Raw genomic sequence first — 16,466 nt, forward strand, 5'->3', positions numbered from 1 at the left:
CCGAGTGCCCTGTGTTCCGAGTGCTCGACGGTCCGAGTACCCAGTGTTCCGAGTGCCCGATGTTCCGAGTGCCCGATCTTTGTCCGCCCCCGGTGTCGTGTGGCCCGCGACACCCGCGCATTTCATGCGGAGGTCAGCCGCTCGGCCAGTCGGGTACCCGCGGGCGGTCCTGCCCGGAGTCCGGCCGTACGCGGCTGTCGCTGATCGCGCCGCGCCACTGCCCGGTCTCGCTGCCGTGCACCTCGATGAACTCCTTGAAGTTCTTCAGGTCCGAGTGCACCCGCCGGTGTACGACGCCCGCGACGTCCCCGGCCCGCTCCAGCAGTCCGCGCGGCGCGAAGTCGATCCTCAGCGTCACCCTGGCGAGGTCGTCGTCCAACGGCGCGAACGTCACCGTGCCCGAGTGCCGGGGCCTGTCGAGGCTGCGCCAGACCAGGCGCTCGTCGGGGCGCTGCTCCACGATCTCGGCGTCGAACTCACGGGTCACCCCGCCGCACCGGGTCACCCAGTGGGTCAGCGTCGACTTCTCCCGGTCGACGCGCCGCACCCCGTCCATGAACCGGGGGAAGCTCTCGAACTGCGTCCACTGGTTGTACGCCGTACGGACCGGGACCTGGACGTCGACGGATGCCTCGATGGTGCTCATGAATGACCTGACTCTCTGCACCTGAACGCGCCGGTTGCCACCGCACCTCACACCTGTCCAGCGTAAGGACCTCCCGCGCATCCGGCCTGGGGAAGGCCCTCGAAGACCCCCGTCTGCCGCCCACCCGAGCGTCACCGGGGGCGTCTGCGGCGTGTCAGGACACCCGTGGCCGCCGAATGCGTTTACTTCGGTCTCGTGTCATGACGGCTCGGCCACCTGGGTCCGTCGGATTACCCCGAGTCCCAGAATTCCCCGACCGAAAGTAGCGCCGTATGGGCTCCGCAGAATTCGCTCTCGTATTCCCCGAGTCGTCCTTCGTTCCCGTGGTCCTCGGGTTCTTCGGTCTCGGCACGGGTTATCTGATCTACGGTCCGCAGGAACTGTTCAACGCACCGTCACGGAACAGCAGCGTGGACCGGGCCACGGGCGTGTGGGGCATCTTCATGCCCGGTCTGTGCCAGCTGCTCGCCGGGGTGTATCTCTTCGTCGGGCTCACCTGGTTCCAGGTGTTCAGCAACAAGGCCCTCTACATGGCCGCACTCGCCTTCAGCGTCTACGGCATCCACTGGTTCGCGATGGGCTGGAACCGCTATCAGCAGTCCGACGCGCGGACCAACGGCGGCATGTCGATCGCGTTCATCATCGTTTCCGCACTGGGCATGGTGGTCTTCTACCGGGCCGGAGCATGGCCGGTCGGCCTGCTCTTCACCGGCCTGGCGTGCGTCTACGTCTTCGAATTCTTCGCGAGCGTTCCGCTCGGCCGGAGTGGCACGGCGTCCGAGAAGGGAAAGACAATGGTGCTCGGTGAAAAGGGACTCGGGTTCTTCCACATCGCCACCGGCATCTGGCTGATGTACCTGACCTTCGCCACGACGCTGAACGTCGCCTCGGGCTTCAAGCTCCCCGGCGGCTGATACCGGTCCACAGGCCGGGAGAAGGCTTTCACCACTCGGGGGGCGTCGGAACTTTCCGACGCCCCCCGCCTCCCGTCCTCAGCCCGCCTTCAGCCGCTCACCTCGTGCCGACCGTGCGGAGCGCGGTGAGAATCAGTGTGCGGGTGACGTGCACAGTCTCGGCGAGGGAGACCTGTTCCTGGGCGCTGTGCGCGACACGGATGTCGCCCGGTCCGAATTGCAGGGTCGGGATGCCGGCGGCGGCGTAGAGCCGCAGGTCACTGCCGTACGGGGCGCCGTGCTCGCGCGGGGCGGGAACACCGCCCGCGACGGCGTGCGCCGCCTCCCGTACGACATCCCGCAGCGGATGCCCCGCCGGCAGGCGCCCGCTGGCGAACTGGCCCCCGGGCCAGGTGACCTTCGCCGGATGGTCGCGCAGCCACGGGTCGGCGGCACAGGCCTCGGCCACGCACCTCTCCAGGGCGGCGCGGGCGATCGCGGGGTCCTCGTCGAGGCGTACGCCGAACCGGCCCTCGGCGACCAGGAGATCGGGCACGGTGCTCACCCAGTCGCCCGAGCGGACCGTACCGACGGACAGCGCGTACGGAATGCGGTACTCCGCCATGAGGGGGTCCGGGTCGGTGTTCCGCTCGGTCTCCAGGCCGGCCAGCGCGCGGTGGATGGGCAGGTACGCGTCGATGGCGCTGACCCCGGCGTCACGGGAACTGCCGTGGGCGGCCAGACCGGGAACGGCGATACGGAAGGTCAGCGCGCCGGCGTTGGCCGTGATCAGGGCGGAGCCGGTCGGCTCGGTGATGACGCAGGCGTCGCCCGTGTGACCGCGCCGGAGCGTGCCGAAGGCGCCGAGTCCGCCGTCCTCCTCACCCACCACGAAGTGCACCGCCAGCCGGCCGCGCAGCCGCACCCCGCTCGCCCGGATCGCGGCCAGCGCGGCGAGGTGGGCCACGAGACCGGCCTTCATGTCGCACGCACCCCGGCCGTGCACGGTGTTCCCGACCACCCTCGGTATGAACGGGTCCCCGTCCCAACCCGCCAGGTCACCGGGCGGTACGACGTCCACGTGGCCCTGGAGGATCAGGGTCGGCCCGTCGCCGCCGTCCTCGGTGACCCCCACCAGGCCCCAGGCCTCATCCCGTGGCGCCTCCGAACCGGGGAAGCCGGGGTGCGCCAGCAGTGCGGGCAGGTCCATGGACCACAGGTCGACGTCAAGGCCGAGCCGGTCCAGCCGTCCGGCCAGGTGGTGCTGTGCCTCGGATTCCGCCGGGCTCCCCGTCACGCTCGGGATGGCGATCAGCTCCAGGAGGGTCCGGGCGATGGCCTCCTCGTCTATCGCGGCCAGGGCGGCGGCCTCCTGCGCACTCAACTCGGCGCCGGAAACGTCGGTCGTCATGGGCGGTCGCTCCTGTCACGGCTCAGTGTTTCGCTGCTCGTTGCGTGGCGTTGGCCTGGGCATTGGCCGTGGCATCGGCTGTCGCGTTGGACTCGACATACGCCTGGGACCGGACCACGGCGGACCCAGACCACGGCGGACCCAGACCATGGCGGACCCAGACCCCTGCGGATCCAGGGCCACAGCGGATCCAGGCCAATGTGGATCCTATGGCGCGGCAATTGGGCACTCAATCTCTGTAAGGGGCCGACCATGAAGACCCGGTCGGCCTGACTTATCCGCGCCGGGAGGCATTCGTGGGGATCACTTCGCTGCCGTACGTCGACGAGCACGTCACGGTCGTCGTGGCGGACGCCGACGACGTCTGGCGCGGTCTGGTCGAGTCGGTGGAGCGGTCCTTCTCGCGTCTCGGCTCGGCCGGGTACACGCGGCTGGTCGGATGCGCCGACCGTACGGCGTCCGGGCCGCGGCCCCTTGCCGAGGGGTCGACGTTCCCCGGGTTCCGGGTGGTCGCCGCGGTGCCGGGGCGGGAACTGGTCCTTGAGGGGCGCCACCGTTTCTCGACGTACGCCCTGATCTTCCGTCTCGACCACGCAGGGCCGGGTCGGACACGGCTGAGCGCTGAGACCCGGGCCGTCTTCCCCGGTCTGGCCGGCGGCCTGTACCGACGGCTCGCCATCGGGACGGGCGGGCACGCGGCGGGCCTGCGGCGCCTGCTCTCGACGGTCCGGCACCGCTCCGAGTAGCACGGTCCGGCACCGCCCCGAGCAACACGGTCCGCCATCGCCCCGAGCAGCACGGTCCGGCGTCCTCCGAGTAGCTGTGGTGCCAGGCCCAAGCGGGGCCCCGATAGCTGTGGTGCCCGGCATAAGTGGGGGCCCCGGTTCCGGCCGCCCCCACGACGGAGCTTAAGGTAAGCCTTACCTAATTCTTCGATCGGAGTCGTCGTGCGCACCTGGGGATCAAAGGCCGTACTGGCCGTTGCCGTCGTCGGCGGCCTGTTGGCCGGATGCTCCTCCAGCGATGGGGCCTCCTCCTCGGAGAGCGGGAAGGCCTCCTCCGACTCGGACCGCAATCTCGTGGCCGGCGCCTCCGAGGGACCCTCCGTGGCGCCCAGCGCCGTCGAGGCCGGCATGGGCGCCGGGAGCGCCAAGGACGGCGAGTTCCCCCGGACCGTCGGGCACTTCGAGGGCAAGACGGAGATCAAGACCGAGCCCAAGAAGATCGCCGTGCTCAGCACCGGACAGCTGGACGACCTGCTGTCCCTGGGGATCGTCCCGACGGTCACGACCCGCGCCGACAACGCCGGGCTCGTGCCGGACTACCTGGCGGACGCCTTCCCCGCGTACAAGAAGCAGCTCGCGGCGATGACCGACGCGGGCACGCGTCAGGCGCCGAACCTGGAGACGCTGGCCGCCGCCAAGCCCGACCTGATCCTGCTCAACGACTCGCTCGGCGACCTCTACCCGAAGCTGTCGAAGATCGCGCCGACCGTCGTCACGGCCGGCAACGGCATCAACTGGAAGCGGGACCTGCTGCTCGTCGGCGACGCGGTCGGCAAGGGCGAGCAGGCGCAGAAGCTGCTCGACGACATCGCGGACGCCGCCGCCACCAGTGGCAAGAGCCTCGGCGATCCCGCCGTGTCGATGCTACGGTTCACGCCGGACCGTACGCGGATGTTCGGGGTGTCCTCCTTCACCGGGTCGATCGCCGTCGACATGGGGCTCAGCCGGCCCAAGTCGCAGCAGTTCAAGGCGATTTCGCAGGACATCGGCGCGGAGAGCATCGACACCGCGGACGGCGACTGGATCTTCTACTCCGTACAGGGTGACGCGTCCAAGACCGATGCGGGCAGCGTGCTCGCCGGGCCGCTGTGGAAGTCGATGAAGGCCGTCGAGGCGGGCCGGGCGGTGAAGGTCGACGACGACCCCTGGTACCTGAACGCCGGTCCGACCGCCGCACGGCTCGTCATCAAGCAGCTCACGGACACCATCGGCAAGTGAGTCAAGTCGGTCAGGCAGGCAGGGCGGGCAAGGCAGGCCGAGCAGGTCCGCCGCGTCCGGTAAAACGACGGGCGACGGCGGCCAGGCGTACCGCCTGGCTCGTCCTCGCCCTCCTCCTCACGGTCACCGCCGTCGCGCTCAGCCTCGCCGTCGGCACCCGGTCCGTCCCCCTGTCCACGGTCCTCGACGCCCTCGTGCACGGCGGAGATTCACCCGACGCGCTGGTCGTACGGTCGCTGCGGGTGCCGCGGACCGCGATCGGGCTGACGGCGGGGGCGGCGCTGGGCCTCGCGGGGGCGGCGCTGCAGGCGGTCACCCGCAATCCGCTCGCCGATCCGGGGATCCTCGGCCTGAGCCAGGGCGCGGCGGCAGGCGTCGTGTTCGCGATCGCGCTCGGCTGGGCGAACGGCTTCTCCGGCTACGTCTGGTACGCCTTCGCCGGCGCTGTCGCCGCCGCGTGTGTCGTGTACGCCATCGCCTCGCGCGGGCGCGGCGGCGCCTCGCCGGTGAAGCTGGCGCTCGCCGGAACCGCGCTGTCCGCGATGACAGCCGGGGCCACCACCGTTGTCCTGACGTCGAGTTCGGCGACCCTCGACCAGTTCCGGTTCTGGCAGGTGGGCGCGCTCAGCGGGCGGGACGCCGGGACCGTGGGGCGGATGCTGCCCTTCCTGATCGCCGGCGCGCTCCTGGTGCTGGCCTGCGCCCGCGGTCTGGACGCGCTCGCGCTCGGCGACGACACGGCGCGGGCGCTGGGCCACCGGGTCGCGCTCGTACGAGGGTGTGCGGCGCTCGGTGCGACCGTGCTCACCGCGGCCGCGGTCGCCGCCGCGGGCCCCATCGCCTTCATCGGCCTCGCCGTACCCCACCTCGCCAAGCGCCTCGTCTCCGGCGGCCACCGCTGGACCCTCCCCCTCTCCGCGCTCCTCGGCGCCGCCCTGCTGCTCGCGGCGGATGTGGCGGGACGCGTGGTCCGCGCCCCCGCGGAGGTCCCGGCAGGCGTGATGACCGCGCTCGTCGGCGTACCTGTACTGATCGTGCTCGTACGCCGGAAGTCGGTGGGCGCATGAGCACCAGCACGTCCGAGCCGGCCGCCTACCCGCGCTCGGCCGGAGTCTCCGTACTCCGCCACCGCCGCCTCTCCCTCCTCCTGCACCGGCGCTCGGCAGCCGTCGTCTGCGCGCTCGTCCTGCTCCTGGCGGGCGTCATGCTGCTGTCGGCGTGCGTCGGGCAGACGTACATCCCGCCGGGTGAGGTCTGGCGGGTCCTGCGCGGTCAGGGCGGCCCGTACGACCTGATCGTCGGGGAGCTGCGCGTCCCGCGGATCGTGCTCGGCGCGCTGGTCGGCGCCGCGCTCGGGCTGTCCGGGGCGCTCGTGCAGACCGTGACGCGCAACCCGCTCGCCAGCCCGGACGTCATCGGCGTCGGACACGGCGCCGCGGCCGCGACCGTCCTGGCGCTCGCCACCGGCACGGTCGCCTCACCGGGCGCGCTGCCCGCCGTCGCGGTCACCGGCGGTCTCGTGGCCGCCGGGCTGGTGTACGTGCTGGCCTGGCGGCACGGGATGCAGCCAAGTCGGTTCGTGCTGACGGGAGTCGGGATCGGGGTCGCGCTCTCGGCCGTCGTACAGCTGTATCTGACCGAGAGTGAACTCGCCGAGGCCGAGGCGCTCAAGCTGTGGCTGACCGGCAGTCTCAACGGGCGCGGCTGGGAGCAGGCGGAGCCGCTCGGCTGGGTCCTGCTCCTCTCGCTGCCCGCCCTTGTGTGGGCGAACCGGGCGCTGCGGCCGCTCGGCCTCGATCCCGAGACAGCCGCCTCGCTCGGCGTGCGTGTGCACCGCACCCAGCTCGGGCTGACCTTCCTGGGCGTGGTGCTGGCCGCGGTCGCGACGGGTGCGGCGGGACCGATCGGTTTCGTCGCGCTCACCGGGCCGCAGCTGGCCCGCCGCATCACGCGCACCCCTCAACTGCCGCTCGTCGCCTCCGGGTTGACGGGGGCGGTCATCGTGGTCGCCGCGGATCTCGTGGCCCGTACGCTGCTGCCGCCGCTGGAGATCCCGGTGGGGGCGCTCACGTCCCTGGTCGGGGGGCCGTATCTGCTGTGGCTGCTGGGGCGGTCGGGCAGGCGCTGACGGTCGTACGACCGAACGCCGAAGGCGCCGAGCAGCCGTACGAATACGACCGGTCGGCGCCCCACCGTTGGAGATCTAGATCGTGGCCGTGTCGATCACGAACCGGTAGCGGACGTCGCTCGCGAGGACACGCTCGTACGCGTTGTTGATCTCGGAGGCGGTGATCAGCTCGATCTCGGCACCCAGGCCGTGCTCGGCGCAGAAGTCGAGCATCTCCTGGGTCTCCTGGATGCCGCCGATGCCGGAGCCGGCGAGGGTCTTGCGGCCCGACAGCAGGGAGAACAGGTTGAGGGAGATCGGCTCCTCCGGGGCGCCGACGTTCACCAGGGCGCCGTCCGTCTTCAGCAGCGCCAGGTACGCGCCGAAGTCCAGCGGGGCCGAGACCGTCGACAGGATGATGTCGAAGGTGCCGGCCAGTTCCTCGAAGGTCTTCGGGTCACTGGTCGCGTAGTAGTGGTCGGCGCCCAGCTTCAGACCGTCGTCCTTCTTGCGGAGCGACTGCGAGAGGACGGTCACCTCGGCGCCGAGCGCGTGCGCGATCTTGACGCCCATGTGACCGAGACCGCCCATGCCGAGGACGGCGACCTTCTTGCCGGGACCGGCGTTCCAGTGCTTGAGCGGGGAGTACGTGGTGATGCCGGCGCAGAGCAGAGGTGCGGCCTCGTCGAGGGAGATGCCGTCGGGGATACGGACGGTGTAGTTCTCGTCGACGACGATGTGCGTGGAGTAACCGCCGTAGGTGGGCGTGCCGTCCACACCGATGCCGTTGTACGTCGGGACGTTGCCCTTGACGCAGTACTGCTCCAGGCCCGCCTTGCAGTTGTCGCACTCGCGGCAGGAGTCGACCATGCAGCCGACGCCCGCGCGGTCGCCGACCTCGAACTTGGTGACGCCGGAGCCGACCTCGGTGACGATGCCGGCGATCTCGTGGCCCGGCACCATCGGGAAGATGGCCTCGCCCCAGCCCTCGCGGGCCTGGTGGATGTCCGAGTGACAGATACCGGCGAACTTGACGTCGATCAGGACGTCGAACTCGCCGACCTCGCGGCGTTCGATGGTGGTGCGCTCCAGCGGCGCCTTGGGGGCGGGGGCGGCGTACGCAGCAACAGTGGTCATGCCGGGGTTCTCCTAAGGAGTGGTCGTGTACCCGGCTGCCTTCTGACCTTGCTGACCTTCTGACCGGGTACGTCGTCCAGCCTGCCCGCCCGCACGACATTCACCCAGGTCACAGGTTTACGTACGTTCGCTGGTCCTACTACTGGCGGGGTCAGCCTCGTGCGCGTACGACCGGGAATTGACCGTGAATACTGGAGGCATGGACCCACAGCCTTCTCAGCAGCCCGCGGGCGCAGCGGGGCAGCCGCTGGACCAGCGTGCCGAGCTCAGCGAGTTCCTGCGCACGCGACGAGCCCGGCTGAAGCCGGAGGACGTGGGGATGCCGGACTTCGGGCGGCACCGGCGGGTGCCGGGGCTGCGCCGCGAGGAGCTGGCGCAGCTGGCCGGGGTGTCGGTGGCGTACTACACGCGCCTTGAGCAGGGCAACGGACGGAACGTGTCCTCGGAGGTACTCGACGCGATCGCCCGCGCCCTGCGGCTCACCGACGCCGAACACGCGCATCTCACCCACCTCGCGAAGCCCAAGCAGCACAAGAAGAAGCAGGGGGCTCGGCCGCAGCAGGTCAGAGGCGCCCTGCGGCAGCTGCTCGACACGCTGGACGGGGTGCCTGCGTACATCACCGGGCGGCGTTCCGACGTCCTCGTGTGGAACCGGATGGCGGCGGCCGTGTTCGGCGACTGGTCGGAGCTGCCGGCGCCGGAGCGGAACTGGGCGCGGATGGTGTTCCTCAAGCCCGAGTACCACGATCTGTTCGTGGAGTGGGAGCAGAAGGCGATCGACATCGTCTGCCTGCTGCGTATGGACGCGGGCTGTCACCCCGACGATCCTCGGCTGTCCGCCCTGGTAGGCGAGCTCTCCGTGAAGAGTGAGGACTTCCGGCGGTTGTGGGCCACTCACGATGTGAAGGAGAAGACTCACGGGGTGAAGCGGCTCCGTCATCCCCTGGTGGGTGACCTCTCCCTTCAGTACGAGTCCTTCCAGTTGGCCGGTGACAGTGAGCAGGTGCTGGTCACCTATCACGCGGAGCCCGGGTCGGACTCGGCGGAGGCGATGCGGTTGCTGGCCAGCTGGGGCCGGGACGCGACCCGTGCGGGGGCCGTGTCACCGCCGTAGTTTGTTCGCCCCCTCCGCCCCTGCCCGTCCCGTATCGGGGGGCTCTGCCCCCAGACCCCCCGTATCGCGCTGAACGCGCTCGTCCTCAAACGCCGGACAGGCTGAAACGGGGCCGGAGGGGGCGAGAAAACATCCCCTCACCCCTGATACGGCAGCACCGCCCCCCAGCTCCAACGCGGCACCGGCTGCTCCCCCGGAGCCACCGCGTCCGGACCGGAGAAGTAGACAGCGAGCCGCGTCCCCCACTCCGCATACGCGACGAACGCCGAGCGGAACTCGGCGTCGGTCGGCAGGCCCGCGTCGTCGGCGGCGTCCTGGAGGAGGTTGACCCAGCGGCGGCGCTGGACCTCGGTGATGCCCTTGCCGAGGTGCTTGGCGACCATGTGCCCGTGGCCGCCCTGCGTCTCGGAGTAGCCGGCCGGGCCACCGAAGACCTCGCCGAGCCACAGCGCCACGTGCTCGGCGTGTTCGGGGGCCAGGCCCTCGAAGACCGGTGCCAGGACGTCGTCCTTGAGGACCTTGTCGTAGAAGACCTCGGTAAGGCGGGTGAAGGCTTCGGCGCCGCCCGCCCAGGCGTACAGCGTGGGCACGGCCGCGCCCGACCCCCGTACCGTCGTCGGCTTGTAGTGGCGCATCTCCTCGATGCTGGAGACGTAGGGGCGGATCTCGGCGAGGAAGTCGGCGAAAAGCTCCGACTTGCGGAAGCCCTCCTCGTGGGCCTCGGTCGACGTCCATGTGATGCGCAGCACGAAGTGCTCGAAGTCGTCCTCACAGCGCGCGAGTTCGTAGTCGACGCACTCGGGCGCCGCCGCGAGATGGGCGGCTGCCCGGGTGTAGGCGGCCAGGAACTCCGGCGACTGCTGCTCGGGGATGCGGTACCGGACGTACTCGACGGTCTGAACAGTCATGTCCCCACACAAACACGGACGGCCCGCCGGAGGCTCTCCCTCCGACGGGCCGTTCGCTGTGGGCTCACTTCACGTACGGGCTCACTTGCCGTAGTACGCGTTGAAGATCGAGACCGTCGACTTGTTGCCCTTCTTGTCGGCGATCCTGGCGCTGAAGGAGATGCTCTTGCCCTTCGCCGGGTTCTTGAAGGTGACCTTGCCACTCTTGACGGTGACCTTGGTCCACTTCTTGCCGGCGTCGTAACTGACGTACACATCAAGGGACTTGAGGTTGCTGCCAGCGGCCGCGCCCTGCACGGTGACCGGGATGGTCACCTTCTGGCCGGCCGTGGCACGGCCGTCCAGGCCGACGGATGCACCGAAGCGGGCCGTCGAGAGCGGCAGCTTCGCGTCGGCGACCTTCTTCGAGCGGAACGTCCAGCTCGCGTTGATCTTCGTGGCGGCCGTGGCCACCTTCGAGGAACGCGTGATGGACGTGGACAGCTGGTACAGCGCGTCCGCCGCAGGGACCTTGAACTGCCCGCTGCCGTCCAGCGGATCAGCGTTCGCCGCGATCTTGGTGCCGTTGCGGTACAGGGTCGTCTTCACCGAGCTGTAGAGCGAGTCACCGGCGTGACCGGCTCCGTCGGCGAACACCGGCAGATAGCCGTACAGGTAGTCGCCGCTGCGGTAGGCGCCGTACAGACTGTTGAGCTTCGGGCCGAAGACCGCGGTGTTGAAGGTCTTCGAGTAGGTCTTGCCCGCCGCGAAGGTCAGCGGGTCGCCCAGGGTGTAGTAGGCCTCGACGCTCGGGTAGCCGTCCGCACCTATGGGCCCGTACTGCGTGAAGTCGAGACCCCACTTGACCTTGTCTCCGGTGGACACGTAGAGCGTCCGCGTGCCCGGCAGCTTCTGCCCGACCTCAACGCCGAAGGAGAAGTCGTTGGGCAGCTCGCCGTAGGCGGCGACCGCACCCGTCTTGCCGGTGGCCGAGGCCCCCAGGTTCGTCTTCACCTTGGCGAGTTCGCTCGCCTTGTAGTGCTTGGTCTTGGCGCCCTGCAGCTTGGTGAGCTGGCCGCCGGTGAACACGTCGTACTCGGTGGCGGCGCCCTTGATCCAGGTGCCGGACCAGCTCTGGGAGAGACCGGAGGAGATCGCCGGGCCGACGTGCGCCACCCGCAGGTTCTTGAACGAGTCCACGCCGATGCCGACAGCGACGCCGGCGGGGTCGTACGAGTAGGAGACGCCCGCGGAGAGCTGCTGCGCCGCCGCGTCCGGCACCGTGATGTCGGCGCCCTTGGCGGTGCGCTGGTCGATCGTCACCGTGGTGTTCTTGGTGACGCTCAGCTTGGGCTGGACCAGCCAGTCCAGGCCACCCTCGATCGTGACGAGGTCCTTCACGAGGACGGTGTCCACGGTGTACGTGCCCTTGGGCACCCGGATGGTGTCGGTGGCGCCGGTGCCCTCACGGTAGAAGTCCCGCCCGTTGGCCACACCCGAGTAGGCCCACAGGTCGGTGAGGTGGATGGGCTGCTCGCCGGCACGCGTGATGTAGTTCACCGTCACGTCGTACGACTCCACCTCGCGCTGCACCGCCGCCGCCGTACGGACGGTCTGGCCGCCGCCGGTCGCCGTCACGTACGACGAGTACGCGCCGTCCGTGGTGCCGCCCAGCTTCGTGTTGACCGTCAGGTCGACGGAGGCCCTGCCGCCCGCCGGGACGGTGACCGTCTTCGCGCCGAGCGTGAAGAAGCCCGCCGGAGCCGCCTGGCCGCTGGGGTTGGTCGCCGTCGCCGCGAGGTTCAGGGTGACGTCGGCCGTGCCGAAGTTACCGTAGGTGACCTGCTTGGTCACCGGGGTGTCGTCGGTGTGCGGCCACTGCTGGGTGCCGAAGCTCACCGACGACGTCTCGGCGATCACGGTCTGCTGGATGGCCTTGTCGACCTGGATACGGCCCGAACCCTGCTGGAACGGCGTGTACGCGCCGCCCTTCGCGGAGCCGGTCAGCGCGCCCTTGAGCTCGGCGAACGTCCAGTCCGGGTGCTGCTGCTTGAGGATCGCCGCCGCGCCCGCGACATGCGGGGTCGCCATCGACGTACCGGAGATGGTCAGGTAGCCGGCCGGATTCTCGCCGACCTCCTTGGCGATGACGCTGCCCGCGGCCGAGGCCGCGGTGATGTCCACGCCGGGCGCCGTGACGTCCGGCTTGATCGCGCCGTCCAGGCCGGGGCCGCGGCTGGAGAAGGACGCCAGCTTGTCGCTGCCGTCCACGGCGCCGACGGTCAGCGCGTCGGCCGCGCTGCCCGGGGAGCCGACGGTCTGCTCTCCTGGGCCATCGTTGCCGGCGGCGATCGCGAAGAGGATGCCCTTCTCCTCGGACAGCTTGTTCACCTCGGCCTCGAGCGGGTCGATCTCGGGGGTGTCCCCGCCGCCCAGGCTGAGGTTCACGATGTCGGCGCCCTGCTCGGCCGCCCACTCCATGCCGGCGAGGATGCCGGAGTCGTCGCCGAAGCCCTCGTCGCTGAGGACCTTGCCGTTGAGGATCTTCGCGCCGGGCGCGACACCCTTGTACTTGCCGTTCGACTTGGCGCCGGTGCCCGCCGCGATCGACGCGACGTGCGTGCCATGGCCGTACTTGTCGGTCGCGTCGGGCGAGGTGGAGAAGTTCTTGGACTCGGTCACCTGACCCGCGAGGTCCGGGTGGGTCGCGTCGACGCCGGTGTCCAGGACGGCGATCTTGACGCCCGTGCCGTCGTAACCGGCGGCCCACGCCTTGGGGGCGCCGATCTGCGGCACGGACTTGTCGAGGCTCGCCTCACGCACGCCGTCCAGCCAGACGTGCGCGACACCGGAGGCGGCGCTACCGTCCTCGGTGACCGCGTCCCACAGCTCGGCCGCGTCCTGCTTGGGCGTCACCACGGCGTCCGCGTTCAGGGACTTGAGGGTCCTGCGGACGGTGCCCGCGTCACGGACGTCGTCCTTGGCCGCCGTCGCCGTGCCCTTGTAGCCGACGATCACCTTCAGTCCCTGCTTCTGGGACTTGCGGGTCGCCGCCGTGTTCAGCTCGGTGACGTCGAAGAGCCGCTGGTCGAGCTTGCCGGTGGCTATCAGGCGCTGCGCGTCGGCCGGCACCACGAGGGTGTGGCCGTCGGCCTCGCGGGTCCGGACCGGTATGTTCTCGCGGCCCTCGGCACGCTCGACGCCGACGACACGACCCTTGGCGTCGATGGCCACCCGGTCACCGGTGATCAGCGTGATGTAGTGCTTGGCCGTGAGGTCGGCCTGCTTGGCCTGCCCCGTGGCAGATGTTCCACTCGCGTACTCCGCCGACGCCGGGCTGGTCATTCCCGCCGCCAGGGCCACCGCGGCCGCCGCGGCGACCGTCGCGAGGCATGCTCTTTTCACTTGTCTGCGCAAAACTCCCCCTGAGATGAGATCCGGACGAATCCCCATTCATCCGGCCGGAGGAAGTTCCGCACGCGCGTACATGCACCCCCCGGAATACGTAAGTATGCCCGGGGGGTGATCGGCTTCTCAATAGCGGGGCACAGATTCTCAATAGCAGAGACACAGGTGAAGAGTTGACGGACACCTTCCGCCGCACTCCCGAGCCCCCTCTTCTGTGCTCCTCTACGCTCCCGCGTTCTCCTTGACGGTGAGCTTGCCCTTGCGGATCGTCGCAACTCGCGGGGCCTTCTTCGCGATCGAGGAGTCGTGCGTGACCATGATGAAAGTGAGCCCGTGCTCCTTCCACATGGTTTCCAGTACGTCCATGATCTCGTCGCGCATCGACTCGTCGAGGTTGCCGGTCGGTTCGTCGGCGAGCAGTACCTTCGGCTGCTTGACCAGCGCGCGGGCGATGGCGACGCGCTGCTGCTGACCACCGGACAGCTCAGCGGGCAGATGCCCGAGCCGCTCCTCGAGACCCACCGACGCCAGCGCGTCGGCGGCCCGCTGCCGCCGCTCCTTCGCCTTCACCCCGAGGGGTACGAGAGCGGTCTCCACGTTCTCCTGGGCGGTGAGCGTGGGAATCAGGTTGAAGCTCTGGAAGACGAAGCCGATGTTCTCGGCGCGCACCTTGGTGAGCTTCGCCTCGGACAGCTTCGCCATGTCCGTGCCGTCGAGTTCGACGCTGCCCTCAGTGGGCCGGTCGAGCCCGCCGAGCATCTGGAGAAGGGTGGACTTTCCGCCACCGGTGGGGCCCTGGATGACCAGTCGGTCGCCGTCCGCGATGGTCAGGTCGACACCCGCGAGGGCGTTGATCGTGTCCCTGCCCCGCGAATAGCGCTTGATGACGCCTCTGAGTTCGTACATGGAACAACTCCTGGTTGTGCGTAAGGGGGTTAGGACCTGTCCGGCGGATCAGGCCGGAGACGCGGGGTGTGGCACGCACATCTGCGGCGTTGTCGTCGGTTGCCGACGCTCCGCGCCGTCGCCCTCCTCCGCCTTGCAGCTGCACGCACCACACCCCGCTCGCCTGGGCTCACAGGGCGCCGTCGCCTTCCTCCGGCCTGATCCGCCGGACAGGCCCCAGCCGCGTGAGCCGTGCGGGGCCGGACTACTCGACGCGGCGCAGCGCGTCCGCGGGACGCAGCCGGGAGGCACGCCAGCCGCCGAAGGCACCGGCGATCAGGCCGCCGGCGACGGCCAGGCCGACCGCCACGACGATGGTGTTGAGGCTGACGGGCGCGCTGAGCGCGACGTCGAGGGTCGAGGACGCGGTCTGACGGGCGGCGCCGAAGCCGCCGCCTCCGCCACCACCGCCGCCCCCGCCGGGACCGGCCGCCGCGCCGCCGCCCGAACTCCCCACCTCCGCCTGGAGGGTGGGGCTGATCTCGGTGACGACGAACGCGCCCGCGAGGCCGACCGCGATACCGAGGACGCCGCCGACCAGGCCGTTGACGATGGCCTCACCGACCACCTGGCGGGTCACCCGGCCCGACTTCCAGCCGAGCGCCTTCAGGGTGCCGAACTCGCGGACACGCCGGGAGACGGCCGAGGAGGTGAGCAGACCGGCGACCAGGAACGCGGCGATGAGCACCGCGATGGACAGCCACTTGCCCACGTTCGAGGCGAGGTCGGAGGCGGTCGACAGGGAGCCGGAGACGGTGTTCGCGAGGTCGGCGGAGGTGGTGACCGTCGTACCCGAGATGTTCTTCTGGATGGTGCTCTTGACGCTGTCGATCTGCTGCGAGTCGGACGCCTGGACGTAGATCGTGGTGACCTTGTCCTTGGAGTCGCTGAGCGTCTGCGCCTGCTTGAGCGGGATGTACAGGTTGGCCGCCGCGTCACCGCTGTCGGGCGTCGCTATGCCGATGACCTTGTACTTGACGCTCTTGATCGTGACGGTGCCGTTGAGAACGAGCTTGTTCTCCTTGGCGTACGAGGTGTCGACGACGACGACCTTGGCATCCTTCTCGGACGTCGTGAACGTACGGCCGCTGGTGATCTTCGAGGAGGTCAGCGGGCCGAGCTCCGGCTTGGTGACGTCGGTGCCGTAGACGGAATAGTTGTTGACGTCGAACTCGGCGCCACCGCCCTCGACACGGCCCTGCGGGGCACCGGTGCCGCCACCGCCACGACCACCGGGGGCCGCCGTCGCGCCCTCGTCCTGCTGGAACTGGCCCTGCCGGAACTGGCCGTTGACCTTGATGACCTGGAGGCTGAGCCCGCCGACGGAATCCGCGACGCCTGCCTGCGAGTCGACCTTGGTGACTGTGCTGGAGGCCAGGGTCTGGAAGCCCTGGACCATCACGCGGTCGCTGCTCTGCTCGGAGTCGCTGTCGTTCGCGTCGAAGTTGAAGCGCGGGCGTTCGCTGGTGTCCGTCTGAGCCGCGGCAGCCTTCGTGACCGTCATGTCCGTACCCAGTCCGTACAGCGACTGGAGGACTTTGCCCTGGGCCTTCTCCATGCCCGAGGACACGGAACTGACCACGATGACCAGGGCGATGCCCAGGGCGAGCCCGGAGGCGACGACGAGGGCCGCCTTTCTGCGGCGGCGCAGTTCGCGCCTCAGGTAAGTGAAGAACATGGCCGCAAGGTAGGTACGGCTTGTGATGAAGACATAAGGCCGAGATAAGAGAATGATGAGAAGGCTGTGGCGGAGCCGGATTTCACCTGTGCATTACCGAGGAAGCCTGTGCGGGCCCCAAGCACGAAGGCCCGCACCTGACCTTCCGTTCTAGTGGTCGTCGCAACACCCCAGTTCAGGGGATGCGATGGACTTCAAGATCCGGGAGATCCGGACTGCTCAGGGGCCAAAGAAGCT

At 69.6% G+C, this 16,466-nt stretch carries 13 protein-coding genes; 6 read left to right on the top strand and 7 right to left on the bottom strand.

Features of this window, described 5'->3' with window-relative positions; translation table 11 throughout:
- Nucleotides 1–133 precede the first annotated feature (133 nt).
- Nucleotides 134–646 (bottom strand): SRPBCC family protein, encoded by a 513-nt coding sequence (locus AB0N66_RS19290; RefSeq protein WP_365436017.1) that lies wholly within the window; start codon nucleotides 644–646, stop codon nucleotides 134–136.
- 272 nt (nucleotides 647–918) lie between these two features.
- Between AB0N66_RS19290 and AB0N66_RS19295 the strand changes: the two genes are divergently transcribed.
- The gene (locus tag AB0N66_RS19295) at nucleotides 919–1,560 is read left to right on the top strand and encodes a hypothetical protein (protein WP_365436020.1); all 642 of its coding nucleotides are present in this window, start codon (nucleotides 919–921) and stop codon (nucleotides 1,558–1,560) included.
- A gap of 97 nt (nucleotides 1,561–1,657) precedes the next feature.
- Here the strand turns inward: AB0N66_RS19295 and AB0N66_RS19300 are convergent, their stop codons facing one another.
- Nucleotides 1,658–2,950, bottom strand: a complete 1,293-nt coding sequence (locus AB0N66_RS19300; RefSeq protein WP_365436023.1) for an ArgE/DapE family deacylase — start codon at nucleotides 2,948–2,950, stop codon at nucleotides 1,658–1,660.
- A 296-nt stretch (nucleotides 2,951–3,246) separates the two neighbouring features.
- Here AB0N66_RS19300 and AB0N66_RS19305 point away from each other — a divergent pair, with 296 nt between their 5' ends.
- The 4 genes from AB0N66_RS19305 to AB0N66_RS19320 all read left to right on the top strand — a co-directional run bounded on the left by AB0N66_RS19305 (nucleotide 3,247) and on the right by AB0N66_RS19320 (nucleotide 7,081).
- Nucleotides 3,247–3,696: a hypothetical protein gene (locus AB0N66_RS19305; protein ID WP_365436026.1), complete on the top strand. Its 450-nt coding sequence runs from the start codon at nucleotides 3,247–3,249 to the stop codon at nucleotides 3,694–3,696.
- A gap of 201 nt (nucleotides 3,697–3,897) precedes the next feature.
- Nucleotides 3,898–4,953: an iron-siderophore ABC transporter substrate-binding protein gene (locus AB0N66_RS19310; protein ID WP_365436029.1), complete on the top strand. Its 1,056-nt coding sequence runs from the start codon at nucleotides 3,898–3,900 to the stop codon at nucleotides 4,951–4,953.
- Nucleotides 4,950–6,020 carry an iron ABC transporter permease gene (locus tag AB0N66_RS19315; RefSeq protein WP_365436032.1) on the top strand — a complete coding sequence of 357 codons (1,071 nt, stop codon included), beginning with the start codon at nucleotides 4,950–4,952 and terminating at the stop codon, nucleotides 6,018–6,020. Before AB0N66_RS19310 ends, AB0N66_RS19315 begins: the two co-directional genes overlap by 4 nt.
- Nucleotides 6,017–7,081, top strand: coding sequence for an iron ABC transporter permease (locus AB0N66_RS19320; RefSeq protein ID WP_365436035.1), 1,065 nt, complete (start codon nucleotides 6,017–6,019; stop codon nucleotides 7,079–7,081). Before AB0N66_RS19315 ends, AB0N66_RS19320 begins: the two co-directional genes overlap by 4 nt.
- Nucleotides 7,082–7,156: 75 nt before the next feature.
- Here the strand turns inward: AB0N66_RS19320 and AB0N66_RS19325 are convergent, their stop codons facing one another.
- Nucleotides 7,157–8,197, bottom strand: coding sequence for an NAD(P)-dependent alcohol dehydrogenase (locus tag AB0N66_RS19325; protein ID WP_365436038.1), 1,041 nt, complete (start codon nucleotides 8,195–8,197; stop codon nucleotides 7,157–7,159).
- Between the two features lie 199 nt (nucleotides 8,198–8,396).
- On the opposite strand from AB0N66_RS19325, the gene AB0N66_RS19330 reads away from it, so the two are divergent.
- Nucleotides 8,397–9,311 carry a helix-turn-helix transcriptional regulator gene (locus AB0N66_RS19330; protein ID WP_365436041.1) on the top strand — a complete coding sequence of 305 codons (915 nt, stop codon included), beginning with the start codon at nucleotides 8,397–8,399 and terminating at the stop codon, nucleotides 9,309–9,311.
- A gap of 137 nt (nucleotides 9,312–9,448) precedes the next feature.
- Here AB0N66_RS19330 and AB0N66_RS19335 read toward each other — a convergent pair whose 3' ends face one another.
- The 4 genes from AB0N66_RS19335 to AB0N66_RS19350 form a co-directional block, all read right to left on the bottom strand.
- Nucleotides 9,449–10,219 (bottom strand): antibiotic biosynthesis monooxygenase, encoded by a 771-nt coding sequence (locus AB0N66_RS19335; protein WP_365436044.1) that lies wholly within the window; start codon nucleotides 10,217–10,219, stop codon nucleotides 9,449–9,451.
- Nucleotides 10,220–10,300: 81 nt separating this feature from the next.
- Nucleotides 10,301–13,543, bottom strand: coding sequence for a S8 family peptidase (locus AB0N66_RS19340; protein ID WP_365436106.1), 3,243 nt, complete (start codon nucleotides 13,541–13,543; stop codon nucleotides 10,301–10,303).
- A gap of 285 nt (nucleotides 13,544–13,828) precedes the next feature.
- A complete protein-coding gene (locus AB0N66_RS19345) occupies nucleotides 13,829–14,512 on the bottom strand; it encodes an ABC transporter ATP-binding protein (RefSeq protein ID WP_365436047.1) in 684 nt (227 codons plus the stop codon).
- Between the two features lie 244 nt (nucleotides 14,513–14,756).
- Nucleotides 14,757–16,229 carry an ABC transporter permease gene (locus AB0N66_RS19350; RefSeq protein WP_365436050.1) on the bottom strand — a complete coding sequence of 491 codons (1,473 nt, stop codon included), beginning with the start codon at nucleotides 16,227–16,229 and terminating at the stop codon, nucleotides 14,757–14,759.
- Nucleotides 16,230–16,466: the final 237 nt, after the last annotated feature.

Source organism: Streptomyces sp. NPDC093544, from assembly GCF_040683495.1.
Taxonomy (GTDB): Bacteria; Actinomycetota; Actinomycetes; order Streptomycetales; family Streptomycetaceae; genus Streptomyces.

What these genes read in the sequence shown, in the direction of transcription:
- AB0N66_RS19290 (WP_365436017.1), bottom strand. Translation starts at nt 646, where the DNA reads ATGAGCACCATCGAGGCATCCGTCGACGTCCAGGTCCCGGTCCGTACG.
- AB0N66_RS19325 (WP_365436038.1), bottom strand. Translation starts at nt 8,197, where the DNA reads ATGACCACTGTTGCTGCGTACGCCGCCCCCGCCCCCAAGGCGCCGCTG.
- AB0N66_RS19330 (WP_365436041.1), top strand. Translation starts at nt 8,397, where the DNA reads ATGGACCCACAGCCTTCTCAGCAGCCCGCGGGCGCAGCGGGGCAGCCG.
- AB0N66_RS19350 (WP_365436050.1), bottom strand. Translation starts at nt 16,229, where the DNA reads ATGTTCTTCACTTACCTGAGGCGCGAACTGCGCCGCCGCAGAAAGGCG.
- AB0N66_RS19335 (WP_365436044.1), bottom strand. Translation starts at nt 10,219, where the DNA reads ATGACTGTTCAGACCGTCGAGTACGTCCGGTACCGCATCCCCGAGCAG.
- AB0N66_RS19295 (WP_365436020.1), top strand. Translation starts at nt 919, where the DNA reads ATGGGCTCCGCAGAATTCGCTCTCGTATTCCCCGAGTCGTCCTTCGTT.
- AB0N66_RS19345 (WP_365436047.1), bottom strand. Translation starts at nt 14,512, where the DNA reads ATGTACGAACTCAGAGGCGTCATCAAGCGCTATTCGCGGGGCAGGGAC.
- AB0N66_RS19300 (WP_365436023.1), bottom strand. Translation starts at nt 2,950, where the DNA reads ATGACGACCGACGTTTCCGGCGCCGAGTTGAGTGCGCAGGAGGCCGCC.
- AB0N66_RS19340 (WP_365436106.1), bottom strand. Translation starts at nt 13,543, where the DNA reads ATGACCAGCCCGGCGTCGGCGGAGTACGCGAGTGGAACATCTGCCACG.
- AB0N66_RS19320 (WP_365436035.1), top strand. Translation starts at nt 6,017, where the DNA reads ATGAGCACCAGCACGTCCGAGCCGGCCGCCTACCCGCGCTCGGCCGGA.